At 72.4% G+C, this 12,977-nt stretch carries 6 protein-coding genes and 1 tRNA gene; 3 read left to right on the top strand and 4 right to left on the bottom strand.

Features of this window, described 5'->3' with window-relative positions; genetic code table 11:
- Positions 1-139: 139 nt before the first annotated feature.
- From ACN265_RS08915 to ACN265_RS08900, 4 genes are all read right to left on the bottom strand, one after another.
- The gene (locus ACN265_RS08915) at positions 140-4,030 is read right to left on the bottom strand and encodes a hypothetical protein (RefSeq protein WP_421406705.1); all 3,891 of its coding nucleotides are present in this window, start codon (positions 4,028-4,030) and stop codon (positions 140-142) included.
- A 137-nt stretch (positions 4,031-4,167) separates the two neighbouring features.
- Positions 4,168-5,103 carry a tyrosine-type recombinase/integrase gene (locus tag ACN265_RS08910; RefSeq protein ID WP_421406704.1) on the bottom strand — a complete coding sequence of 312 codons (936 nt, stop codon included), beginning with the start codon at positions 5,101-5,103 and terminating at the stop codon, positions 4,168-4,170.
- An 80-nt stretch (positions 5,104-5,183) separates the two neighbouring features.
- Positions 5,184-5,660 (bottom strand): hypothetical protein, encoded by a 477-nt coding sequence (locus ACN265_RS08905; protein ID WP_421406702.1) that lies wholly within the window; start codon positions 5,658-5,660, stop codon positions 5,184-5,186.
- Between the two features lie 116 nt (positions 5,661-5,776).
- Positions 5,777-5,860, bottom strand: a tRNA-Leu gene (locus ACN265_RS08900).
- 210 nt (positions 5,861-6,070) lie between these two features.
- On the opposite strand from ACN265_RS08900, the gene ACN265_RS08895 reads away from it, so the two are divergent.
- The 3 genes from ACN265_RS08895 (at position 6,071) to ACN265_RS08885 (ending at position 12,970) form a co-directional block, all read left to right on the top strand.
- A complete protein-coding gene (locus ACN265_RS08895) occupies positions 6,071-9,088 on the top strand; it encodes a tetratricopeptide repeat protein (RefSeq protein ID WP_421406701.1) in 3,018 nt (1,005 codons plus the stop codon).
- Between the two features lie 223 nt (positions 9,089-9,311).
- Positions 9,312-11,936 (top strand): fibronectin type III domain-containing protein, encoded by a 2,625-nt coding sequence (locus ACN265_RS08890; RefSeq protein WP_421406700.1) that lies wholly within the window; start codon positions 9,312-9,314, stop codon positions 11,934-11,936.
- Positions 11,937-11,971: 35 nt separating this feature from the next.
- Positions 11,972-12,970, top strand: coding sequence for an AAA family ATPase (locus tag ACN265_RS08885; protein ID WP_421406699.1), 999 nt, complete (start codon positions 11,972-11,974; stop codon positions 12,968-12,970).
- Positions 12,971-12,977: the final 7 nt, after the last annotated feature.

Below are 12,977 nucleotides of genomic sequence, written 5' to 3'. Positions count from 1 at the left end.
TGCCTCAGGTTTGGCGGCTGGCGGATCGCCTCATGCGGAAACGGTCTGTTCGGTTCGATCCAGGGCAAGTCGCACGGGAGCATATCGATCGGCAGGCGCCCACTACGTCGCATGGTGGAGCCCGTCACCGTAGAGCTTGTCAGGGGCGCGGCCCGGGCTGGGGGTCGCGGGGGCTAGCGAGCGTCGCGTCGAGCTGGTGTGGCAGTGCGAAAGCGACTTGCGGCGCAGTGGCGTAGGCTGCGGGCTCGACTCTTCTGGTGACCATCAGCGGAACGACCCTCCAGGCACCGTCTCCGTCCACTCCGCATGCTGCCGCAGCCTCGCTCGGATACTGCCTGAGCTGCTCCGCCTTCTTGATTAGCTTGGCGACATGGCCCGATCGGGGCCGCAAAAACTTGCCGACGTGCACGCGCAAGGTCACCGGGCTAAAGGCGGCGATCGGGTCCTTGACCTCGCAGAGCCACAGCCGCCGCGTGGCCGGATCGGCGATGAGAAGGTCAATCTCGCCGACAGGGTCAGCGATGCCCGCCTCAGTTAGTTGGTTCTGGGTGAATTGGAAGCGGTGCGGGAACCCCAGAGAGTCGACGATCGCTCGAACCTCGTGCTCCAACGCGATGTTGGACGCGTTTCGGTGCATCCCCATCGCTTGCGTGGCCTGCGGGGCGACCGAGGCATCGGGATAGGGAAGACGAGAACTACCGAAGTATGCGGCGTGCAGTCGCTGTGTTGCGAGGGCGACCCAAGGCATGATCCATACCTCCTGGTCGATGAGAGGTAGTGGTCGAAGCGGGATCCGGCTTTCGCGGCGCTCGACCTCGAGGTATTTGCGTTCCCGCAACCCCGGCAGAGCGTCTGGGTTGAGCGTGAGGGTGTCGAGTGCGGCCCGGATCTGCTCCTCGGGAAGTCCCGACCAGGAGAACGCTTCAGTGATGAGATCCGTGACGCTGGTGACCGCGATGCCGTCGTCGTCGGTCGGCCAGTCCACGGCGACACCAAGGACGGCATGGACAGCGTCCACGCCTGCGGCGAGGTGATCGTCGACCGTGCGCAGGGAGGGCGGCAGGTCATCACGGGTCGGGCGGTAGTCGACAGGCGTCCGGTGGTTGTCTCGAAACGGTGACCTACTGATCTCGTCCGGGATTGCAGATGGGATGGGCGCCGGTGCGCGGGTGCCGGCGGCGATTTCCTCGTCCCGCAGGGCTTGGTGGTACGCCTCGATGTCGACGCCCGGTAGTTGTCGGTCACCTTCGGGATCGTCTGTTGCCTGGACGGCGAACGTTCCGTCTGCCAAGACGTCGATGCGCAGGTCGTGCAACTGCAGTTCGTAGCTGTGGTCGAGGCTGGTCACGGTGAGCAGAAATTCAGTCAGGGCTGTGAGTTCGGCGGCGGCCATCGCGTCGGCGCGACGTTCACCGCAGGGCCGCTGCGCCAGCGCGAACTCGAAGAGGATTTCCGCTGCGCGGACGCTCATCATGGCCTCATTGTCGCGGGCCAGGTGATGCCAGTTCCCTGCCCACGGGCGGGTAAGCGCGTACGCGACCTGGCGAGTGAGCTGGAAGTGGCTGGCGTGCACTGCGTTGAGCCGGATCGCCAACTGGCGTAGCAGGCCGGGTTCGACGCTGGTGAGCTGATCGCTCAGCTGCTGTTCGATGGTAGGAATTAGCTGGTGCTGGCACAGCTCGTGAGCCTCTTCACCCGTGAAGGTTCCCGCGATTCTCTGATGGTGGATGAGGTCAAAAACGCGGTGCAGAGCACGCGCTCGCACGGCCTCAGTGCGAGGCAGTGTGTCGACGGGCGCCATCCGCGGCAGGCTTTCGGCGCGGATGAAGAACGTGATGATCGGGCCAGTCGTCTCCCATCCATGCAGGAAGACCTCCGCTGACGGGCCCGAGCTTTCGCCGCGCTCGACGCGAACTTGGCGGATGATCTCGTGCAGGGCGGCTCCCACGGTGTGGTGTCCGGTCCCACCATCGCCGAGAAACTCCTCCAGCACGCCCACGCCGAACCCGATCTCCACCACGGCATGCTTGGGTGCGAAAGCGACGCGGACCCAAGGATCGTTCTCGCTCCCGCTGGGGCCGTTGCCAATGAGCCGCAGGACGATCCGCAGCGGGACACCATCGGCAAGGCGTGCATGCCCAGCAGTATCCGGGTGACCGGACAGGCTGTGGCGGATGCCGTCGGCCATCCCGAACATCGTGTCCGGATCCAAGCCGAACGCCTGTCCGTCGGAGGCATCGAGCTGGATGATGACCGGCGGATCGACCCCGACTATAGCCATGTCGGCGTCCGACTTGGTGAACAGGTCCGCGCCGACTGGCGGTATGAGGCGGCCTACCGGCCAATCGTGGTGCGGGGGCATCCCGACCGCGGTCAGGACCGCGTCGACGGGTTCCCAAGCGGCGGCGTTGTCCCAGGTGACGTCATGATTATCGGGAACCACATGGAGGACCGTGCCGTGCTCGGCCGGAACGGGACCGAGCCGGCCGTGCCGCCGCCACGCCGCCCACACGTCGAGCAGATCGACGAACTCGACCCGCTCGAAGCCGTTATGACGGCCGAGGTCCTCGAGAAAGTGTTCCACGGTGCTCCAGTCGCCGCCGGTATCGGCAAGGATTTCCACCAGCTCGTCGACGTGGACGAGGACCGCGTCGGTCACGGCTTGGAATCCGAGCGACAGCGGCCCGCCGAATACCACCACCTTCACCGTGTCCGCGTCGGTCCGGTCCTGGCGACCGTTTGCGTACTCGCGGAGCCGGCCGGCCGCCTCGTCGAGGGCCTCGCTCAGGGTGGGCGGGGTAAGCGCGCTGGTGACCGTGAACAACGTCCGTGGCCCCGCTACGAAGGGTATCCCCGGCGACGGGAGTTCCGTGGACCGGTCCACAACCCTCCTCGAGAAGAGGTCGGTGGCATGCACCAGGGTCAGCGCTTGAATCCGATGCCGTGCCAGAGGTCGACTGCCAGCGCGGCGCAGGATCGCCTCACCAGCGGCGATCAGCGCATCCAGTGTCAGAGTCGTCGGGACCCCGATCGTGGCCTGCGCGCTACGGACGAAAAGCACCGCTCCCAGCGGCGGGGTGAACGCCGACACCCGGACCTGCACCTTGTGGGCGTCGCAGGTTAACCACGCGAGTGCCGCCGCAGCGCGTTGCGGGTTGCTGCATTGCTGCGTGATCTCGGCGGGCGCAAGTGCCTGCACCTCGGCGGCTGCTTCGATCTGCGCAGCGCTGATCACCGGTATCGACACCGTCCCAACACTGTCCTGCCCGGACTCCGGCCAGGACAGCGCGAGGCGCGCTATCGATCGGTGGCTGTAGGCGAGAATAACCTCCATGGCGTCGGTGAAACTGAACCCAAAGGTCTGAAGGACGTCCTCGTCGACTGCTCGGGCGGTCACAGCCAGGCGTCGCAGCGTCAGCGTGGGGTGCTCGTGATCGCCGGGGTGAACGCGCCAGCGGCGAGCACCGACGTTGAAGCCGACGCGACGGCGAGGATCATTCGGCAGCCGTAATGCCATTACTGGCCGGTCCGGCAAGGCATGCAACGCGGCTGCGGCGAGCTGATCCACATGCTCAGCGGCGGCGATGACGTCGCCGCGAGGCGGCCGACGCAGGCTCCGGAGCCACAATGGGGCAAGGTGCGCCGCCCACGGTGCCGCGCCGGGCGCGTCCATCGCCGCACCGAGGACCGCGCGCAAGGACACCGCAGTGAACGGCGCCAAGGCAGCGTCGACGACCGACCAGCGGATCTGCTGCCGCACCGCGCGCTGGTGCTGTCGACCATCGCGTCGCTTCTGGACCATGTCAGCATCTTTACGTTTCGCCATCGAATTCTCGACTACATTCGGCTCGCGGCTACCGAGACTCGCGAGGTTCTTCACGATGTCCGGTCCCATTGCGCCGCCCGTACCACGAAATTGCGGTAGCCATTTCGCCTGGTAGCGTTGGCCGCCGCCTTCTTCAAGGCGCCCGCGCGAGTGGTCCGGCAGCAGGCACGCCAGTTTCCCGGTTGCGGGCTGCTTCCCGCCCATGCGGGGTACGGGATCACCGCGCCGTCCGTGCCCTTCGGTGACCACCGCACCCCCGCTCGCCATCTCTGCCCGGCGATGTCCGCGCAACCGCGGCGTTCAGGACCGCAGAACAGGCCCCACACGCCCACTGCCGACACTCATGCCAGGGGATGGGGCTCGTTCGTCAGGGCCGCCAACGCGGCGGCGACCTCCTGCAGACTCGCCCGGACATACGTGGTGGTCGTACCGGCATCACCGCCGCTGTCGGCATGACCGGCGTAGGCACGGGCCACCGCGTAGCCGAAGTTCCGCTCCACCCACGTCAACGTCGTGTGCCGCAACCAGTGGGTGCTGATCTGCTGCACGTACACCCACGGCAGATGCTCACCGATACGCACCCACAGATGGTCGTACCGCCGGTACGTGATCGGCTGCCCGTTGCGGTACCGCAGCAACTGGCCCCGCGCCGGGGCATGACGCTCCTCCGCGTGCCGCTGCAGATGCCGCATCAGCGTCGGTGAGACCGGCTGCCACCGCACCGTGTCACCCTTCTCCCGCAACAGGATCAGACACTGATCCGGATCCAGATCCACCGGACGCAACGCCAACGCCCCACCCCGCCGGCACGCCGTCTCGGTGTGCAACCGCAACAACAGACTGTCCAACACCGGATCATCACCCGTACCCGCCGCGACCGCGTTGATCTCCGCCAACCGGGCATCGGCCACCGCCCGCCTGGTGCTCGCCAACCGCCGCGGCTTGGCCACCTTCAGCGCCGGATTGTCCGCCGCCGCGATGAACCCGTCCGCCACCGCCCGCTTGTACAGACACCGCAACGCCGCGATCAGATGCTCCGCCGCGCTCCGCCCACCCCGCGCATTGCGACGCGCCACCACATGCGTCCTGACGTACTCCGCCAGCCACTCGATCTCTGACGGATTCGGCTCATCCAATCGCCGCTGCCCCCAGTGCTCCACCACCCGCTTCCAGTACGACCCGTACGCCCGCCGCGTGCCCGCGGTCACCGCCGCCGACACCACCGGCACGTACTCCGCGAACGTCGGCGCCACCGGCCGCACCGCCGCCGCCTCCACCAGATCAGCCGGCGAGATCCCCATCCGCGCCAACAACAACCGGGCCGCGTCCAGCTCCGCCCGCCCCACCGCACCACCGGTCACGGCCGACCACCACCGAGAACAGCAGCGTGCACCGGAACGACCATCGCGTCCACGGCCGCCGGAGGATGCACCACCAACAACCGATCCGCAGGACAGGCCGCCAGCAGCACCCGGTCACCCGCCGTCAACCCGCACCACTGCCGCGCCGCCGCCGGCAGCCGCAGATGACCCTGACCGGTCACCGTGAACACGCCCTGCCGATCCGCGCGGAGCACCACCAGACCGGCACCCGCATGGATGTGCAGCCGGGTACCGGGCACCCAACCGAGCGCCCGAACGACCCCACTGTCGGCGATCCGACCGCTGGCATCCAGCGCCGCGACCCCATAGACCAGGGTGCCGACACGAGGAGTCGGAAGATCCGGAAGCGGCAACGGCCGACGACGAAGACTCCCGTCAGACCGACCACCCGGTTTACCCCGGCCCGCCAGCACGACCGGCGGGACGACAGGAGCGATCACCACGTCAGCCACGCCGGCCACCCCCGCCCGAAGCGGGACCGGCCGACGTCAACACGGAGATCAGATTGGTGTGGTCAAGAGCGCTTGACCACACGTACGTCGTAGACAGCAGGGATGCTGCAAAAGTGTGTCCGAGGGGGGACTTGAACCCCCACGCCCTATACGGGCACTAGCACCTCAAGCTAGCGCGTCTGCCATTCCGCCACCCGGACCTGCCCGTCCAGCCTACCGTGTCGGCTCCGGCGGCTCTCACCCCCGGTCAGCCGCCCTGGTGGGCCGCACGGGGCATTACTGTACACGGCCCGTATGGATCATGCACATCGCCGCCCGCCCTACCGGCGGGAGCCGGATCATCGCAGGTCAGGACGCGGCTGGAGCGGGCGGGTAGCGTCCGGACCCGCTCAGGCGGCAGCATTGCTTGCGTGTCCGTACCCTCACCCCTCGCCGCAGTCCAGCATCGGGCTCTCGCCCTGCGTTCCGCCGGTGATCTGTCGGCGGCCCGCCGGCTGCTCACCGACACGATCGCCTCGGCCCGTCCCGCGTACGGTGAGGACCACCCGGAGATCATGGGCACCGCGCACCTGCTCGCGAGGCTGCACCGGGAGGCCGACGATCCGGCCGCCGCCCGGCGGGTGCTGGAGGAGGCGTACGCAGCCGGCGAGCGGCGGTGGAACCCGGCCGACCCGCTGATGCTGGCCCTGGCCTTCGACCTGGCCGGGGTCGCCGAGGAACTGGGCAACCGGCACGAGGCCCGCCGCAACTACACCCGGGTGGCCACCGCCGGGCCCGCCGCACTCGGCGAGCAGCATCCCGCCGTACGCGCCGCCCGTCAGTACCTCGGAATCCCCGACGGCCAGCCACCGTCGCCGTCCCCCGGTGCCGCGACTGCGCCCCCGTTGCCGACTCCCCCGCAGACCCCGCCCGACCATGCCCCGACGGCGCCCCACCGGGGGCACCGACCCCTTCCGACGCCCCGGCCCGGGTCGGGCCCGCCGTCGCCCCATCCTGTCTCCGCGCCTCCCACCCCCGCCGCACCCGGCCCACCGGTGCCGGCCGGCCACCCGCCCCCTCCGGGCCAGCCGGTTCGCCCGTCGGCACCACGACCGGGCCCCGCACCGGCCCGCCCCGCACCGGCCGGCCCGGCTCCGGACGCCGAGCCCCGGGTGCCACTGCCCCGGCAGATGTACGGCGTCCAGCCCACCCACCGGCCCGGCGCGCCCCGGCCCCGTCCGGCCTCCACCGCACCGCACTCCGGGCCGCCGGCGTCATCGCCGGGCCCACCGCCCGCCGCTGCACCGGCACCGGATGCCACCCCGGCGCAGCGGTACCCGGCGTCACCCGCTCCGGTCTCCGGTGGCGCACCACCCACCTCGCCCTGGGCGCCGCCCCACCTCCAGCAGCCCTCCGCTGTCCCGCCGGTCCCGGCGGACGATGCCGTCCCGCCGGGAGCACCCGGCCGGTCGGCTGCTCCCCCGGCCGCACCGCACCCCGCACCGTCGGCCGGGGTGCCGTCCGGTCCGCCGGCCCAGCACGGGCGTCCGGTGCCGATCCCCACCGTGCCGCCCGCCGGCCCCGGCCAGCCGAGCGGGCCAGCGGACGGCGCGCCCATCCGGCACGGGCAGCCGACCGCCCTTGCGCCCGCGCCGGGTGAGGCCGGTCCGGCACACCCCCTCCCCACCGCCGCCCCGCCCGCCCCGACCGGTGACGGTGCCGCACCGGGCACGGCACCCGCCGACGCGCCGACTCCCGCACCACCGGCCGCGCCCGGTTCGGCGGCGATTCCCGCAGTCCCGCCCGCACCGGGCCCGGCTGCGACCCCACCCGCGCCGGGCTGGGACCGGCCGACGGTACGGGTCCAGCAGATCGGCCCCCTGCTGGAGGACCAGCACCCGGACCCCGCCCGAACCCCGGCGGCTACCGCATCCGACGGCACGGCACCCGCAGCGTCCTCCGCCGACCCGGCCGACGCGGTACCCGGGGCGACGTCCGGCGGTACCGCCGCCGACCCGGCACCCACCACGGCACCTGGCGGTACGGCCGACCCGGTTCCCGCCCCAGCGTCCGGGGACACCGCTGGTCCCGCCTCCACGGCCGCGTCCGCCTTCGAATCCGCTCCGCCGCCCGCCCTGGCCGCACCCGCCGATCGCCCGACGGCCTCCGCAGCGTCGCAGGCGTACCCCGCACCACCGCAGGCGGCACCGGCAGCGCCCCCGTCGTCCGCCGTCCCGCCGGAGCTGCCTCCGAGCGCCCCGTCGGCAGCCGCACCGCCGGCGGCTACGACGATCCGGGCGGCAGCAGCACCGACGACAGGGCAGACAGCCATCCCGCCACCGACGCCCGCAGCCTCCGGAGATGCCGACCGGCGGACCGGGTATCCGGCGGTGACCACCGCACCGCTCGACGCCCCACCTGGCGGGGACGCCGGGAACCCGCCCGTCCCGGTGTGGACCGCCGGCCCCACCGGGACGGTCGGCGACGCGGGCGGGGACGACGAGGCTCCCGCCGACGACCCGACGTGGGGCGACGTCGCGCCGGGTCGGTCGATCATCATGCCGCTGGTACCGATGACCGAACCGCCGGCAGCCATGGAACAGACCACCGGCCCGCCGCCGTACCCGGGACGGACCGCCGGATCACCGCCGGTGGTGGCGCAGGACTCCGGATGGCCACCGACCGCGGGCCGGACCCCGGGATGGCCCTCGGATCCGGGGCGGGCCCCCGGGTCACCGCCGGATGCGGGGCACCCGCCGGCACCGGGAACGGGCTTCGGATCACCTGCACCGGCGCCGGACAGTACGCACGAGTTCAGGGCACCCACCGCCGCCCACGAGCCCGCGCTGCGGGCACCCACGGAGTCCGCGCCACAGGCAGCGGTGGAGCCCGGACCGGTCCCCGGGGCAGCCGGCCCAGGGGGCGGGGAGCGTGGCACCGACCGGGGCGTACCGCCGGTGGTGGAGGGGGCGGGATATCCGGAGCTTGCGCCGTCGTACCCGGTGCAGGACGGGCGTGCGCGCCGCCGGGGCCGGACGGTGGCCGTGGTGGCGGGGGTGATCCTGGTGCTGGTCGCCGGGGGCACGGCCGGGGCGCTGACCCTGGGTCGGGACGCGGACGGGCCGCAGCGGTCGACCGGCACCGCCCCCCGGCAGACGGCCGGTCCGCCCCCGGCCGACCTGAAGTTGCGGGACGACGAGGCCACCATCACGGTCACCTGGTCCGACCCGAGCGGCGGTTCGGTGCCGTTCATGGTCGCGGGTGGACGCACGGGGCGGGCGCTCGGGGTGATGGCGACCGTCGACCCGGGACAGACGAGTTTTACGGTCAACGGGCTGAACGCCGAGGTGGACTACTGCTTCACCGTGCTGGCGGTCTACTCGACGGACTCGTTCGCCACCTCCGGCCAGGTCTGCACCGACCGGGTCAGGCCGTCGCCGAGCAGCTGAGCGCGACGGCCGGGCCAGGGCGGCCGGGCGGGGCGGCTGACCGGCGGCTCCGGCCTGCGCCGCGACGGTGGAACGCCCCGCCGAACCGGCACGCTGGGTGTCCGCGGCGGAACGGTCCGGGTTTCCTCGTCCCGGATCGACCCCTATGATGTGCCACGGTTCAGGCGAGGGCGTCCGGCACCCGGCACGCCGTCTGAGGCCACCGGACGGAGGTCGACCCGCTGTGGCCAGCATCGACGATGCCGCGAGCGCCGGGGGCGGCGCGTCCCGCCGACGGTCCCGGTTGCGGGGTGGGCTGGTCACCGTCGGCACGGTGACCGCGCTGGTGGCGGCGTTGGGCCTCACCCTGCTGGGTCGGGGTGCCGCCGAGGAGGCGTTGGCCAGCTTCGACGCCAGCAGTTGGCTGTGGAGCAGCACCCGGGGCGAGTTGGCCCGGGTCAACGGGATCACCGCCAGGGTGGACACCCGCAAGGAGGTTCCCGGGGCCCGGCAGCATCCGGTGCAGGTCACCCAGACCGACCGGCTGCTCATCCTGCGCGACCTGGAGACCGGCCAGGTGAGCGCGCTGGACCTGGCGACCCTCCAGATCACCGCGACCACCCCCACCACGCCCGGTCTCGGGGTCAACGTGGTGCTGCACGACGACGCCGCCTTCGTGGTGGACGCGGTGCGCGGCGTGGTGCGTCAGCTCGATCCCCGTTCGCTGGTGCCGGTGGGTGACCCGGTGCTGTTCCCGCCGGGCATCACCGCCGGCGCGTTCGACGGTCGGGGCCGGTTGTGGATCGCGGTGCCGTCGGAGGGCACCGTCGCGGCGGTCACCGCCGCCGCGCTGCCGTCCGGGCCGGCGTCGGGGAGGGCCGACGTCGGGGGTCCCCGACGGGTGCAGACGCATCCGGTGGCCGAGCCGAGTCACGAGTTGACGCTGTCCACCCTGGACGACGGGGTGGCGGTGCTGGACCGCACCACGGGCACGCTGGTGACGGTCCGGGGCGGACAGACCCGGCGTGCGGTGCTGGAGGCCGCCGCGGGTGGCGCGGTGCCGGCGCGGACCAGCGGCCCGGTGGTGCCGGTGACGATCGGCGGGGAACGGCGGGTGCTCGCCGTCGACGACGGCCGGGTGGTCACCCGGTTCGTCGTGCCGGGCAGCGGTGACCGGGTGGGGCCGGCCGTGGCCTGGGCCGGCCGGTTCTACTGCGCCGACGGGGTCACCGGCACGATCTACGCGTTCGACGGGGCCGGGCAGTTGGTGGAGACGATCCGGCCGGGCCGGACGACCGGCCCGCTGGAGCTGGAGGTGCGGGAGAACCACCTGTTCATCAACGCCCCGGGTTCGGCCAGCGCCCGGGTGGTCGACGACGCGCACCGGGTGCGCACCGTCGACAAGTACGCCAACGACGTGTTGGGCGGGGACCCGCCGCCGGACCCGCCCCCGCCGCCTCCGCCGCCGAAGCCCCGGGTGGGTAAGCCGGGCGCGCCGGGTCAGGTCACCGCCACCGCCGGGGACGCGCGGGCCCGGGTCGCCTGGCGGCCGGCCGCCGCGAACGGCTCGGCAGTGCTGCGGTACGTGGTGCAGGGCGCGGGGAGTCGGCACGAGGTGGGGGCGAACCAGCGGTCGCTGGAGGTCACCGGGCTGACCAACGGGTCGACGTACACGTTCACGGTGTACGCGGTGAACGGCAGGGGCGACGGTCCGGCGCGGCGCAGCAACCCGGTGACCCCGACCTCGGCGGTGCCGGCCCCACCGGCCGGGGTCAGCGCGCAGGCCCGCCCCGACGGCACGGTGCTGGTGCGCTGGCCGGCGGCCGACGGGCAGGGCAACCGGATCGCCCGGTACGCGGTGACCGCCACCTCGGCCGGGGCGAACGCCCCGGTCGGCGAGTCGCGTCGCACCGAGCTGGTGGTGCCGGCCGGTGAGTTGACCTACGGCACCCAGTACGCGTTCACGGTGATCGCGGTCAGCGACCGGGGGGCCGCCTCGGTGGCCTCCCCGCCGAGTGAGCCGGTGGTGCCGTTCGCCGCTCCGGGGCAGCCGGCGGGCCTGCGGGCGGCGACGGTGGCCGACCGGGCGGGCACGGTCGCGGTGCAGTGGTCGGCGGCGGCGGCGAACGGCCGCCCGGTCAGCCGCTACCAGGTGGACGTGGGCGGGCGGACCAGCGAGGTGACCGGCACCGCGACGACGGTCACCGGGCTGGGCGACGGGCAGAACGTGCTGGTGCGGGTGCGGGCGGTCAACGAGGCCGGGTCGGGGCCGGAGGCGAGCGTCACCGCCCGGACGGTGGCCGCGCCCCGGGTGACGCTGACCGGGTCGTCGGCGGACGCGACGTCGGTGACGGTGACGTTCACCGTGGACGCCGGGGGCGGGGAGTCGATCTGCACCGCCGCCACCGGCGGGAAGAGCGCCACGGGTAGCTGCGCCAGCCTGCGGGTGACCGGTCTGACCCCGGGCACCGCCTACACGGTGACGGTGACGGCCGTCAACGCCGCCGGTCGGGGCACCGCCACCCGGGCGCAGGGCACCGATCCGTTGTACGGGGTGGCGACCTGCGTCAACGGGCCGGACGGCGACCAGCGCACCTACTGCGACCGCGATGTGGACGGTCGCAACGGCAACGAGGTCTTCTCGGTGCCCCGGCAGGACAACGACAAACAGGTCGGTTGGGCGAAGCCGGGCACCCGGCTGCGGGCGTACTGTCGGCGGCAGGGCGAGAACGTCGACTCCTGGATCTACAACGACCAGAAGCAGTCCACCTGGTGGGTCCGGGTCGACTACGAGGGACGCAACTACATCCCCTGGGCCTGGCTCAACCTGGCCGGCGGTGACGACATCGCCGTGCTGCCCACCTGCTGACCAGCGCCGCCGCAGCCGAGGAGCATCCCGCCGTCGTGAACGACACCCCCGCACCGCTGAGCCAGTCGGAGGTCCAGGGTTTCGCCGCCCTGGCCGCCCGGCTGGCCGGGAACGTCAACGCGGTCGTGCTGGGCAAGCCGGAGGTGGTGCGGTTGGCGTTGACCGCCCTGTTCGCCCAGGGGCACGTGCTGCTGGAGGACGTGCCGGGGGTGGGTAAGACCACCCTGGCGCGGGCGGTGGCGGCGACCGTGCAGGGCCAGTGGCGGCGCATCCAGTTCACCCCGGACCTGCTCCCATCGGACGTCTCCGGGGTGACGATCTTCAACCAGGCCAGCCGGGGCTTCGAGTTCCATCCGGGGCCGGTGTTCGCCAACATCGTCATCGCCGACGAGATCAACCGGGCCTCGCCGAAGACCCAGTCGGCGCTGCTGGAGGTGATGGAGGAGCGGACGGTCACGGTGGACGGGGTCCGGCACCCGGTGCCGCAGCCGTTCCTGGTGGTCGCCACGCAGAACCCGGTGGAGATGGACGGCACGTACCGGCTGCCCGAGGCGCAGCTGGACCGGTTCCTGGTGAAGCTGTCGGTGGGGTACCCCGACGAGGCCGTCGAGGTGGAGGTGCTGCGTGGGGCGACGGTCCGCTCCCCCGACTCGCTGCAACCGGTCACCGACACGGACACCGTCGGGGAGATGGTCCGGATGGCCCGCCGGGTGCACATCGCCGAACCCCTCTACGGGTACGCCGTCCGGCTGGCCACGGCCACCCGGGCGCATCCGCAGGTCCGGGTGGGGGTCAGCCCCCGTGGGGTGATCGCGTTGACCCGGGCGGCGTGCGCGTACGCGTTGATCGACGGCCGGGGTTGGATCATGCCGGAGGACCTGAAGGCGCTCGTCGAACCGGTCTTCGCCCACCGGCTGCTGCTCACCGCCGACGCGCAGGTGCGCGGGGTGACCGCCGCCGACGTGCTGCGGCAGGCGGTGGCGTCGGTGCCGGTGCCGCTGCCGTCGGGCCAGTCGACCCCGACGCACGGCTGAGCGGGCC

The sequence above is a fragment of the Micromonospora sp. WMMD730 genome (genome assembly GCF_049178955.1).
Lineage (GTDB): Bacteria > Actinomycetota > Actinomycetes > Mycobacteriales > Micromonosporaceae > Micromonospora > Micromonospora wenchangensis.
The sequence above is the reverse complement of the archived record's forward strand: the minus strand, read 5'-3'. Positions and strand labels throughout refer to the sequence as shown.

Coding starts and splice junctions, on each gene's coding strand:
- ACN265_RS08915 (WP_421406705.1), bottom strand. CDS start 4,030: ATGGGCGGGAAGCAGCCCGCAACCGGGAAACTGGCGTGCCTGCTGCCG.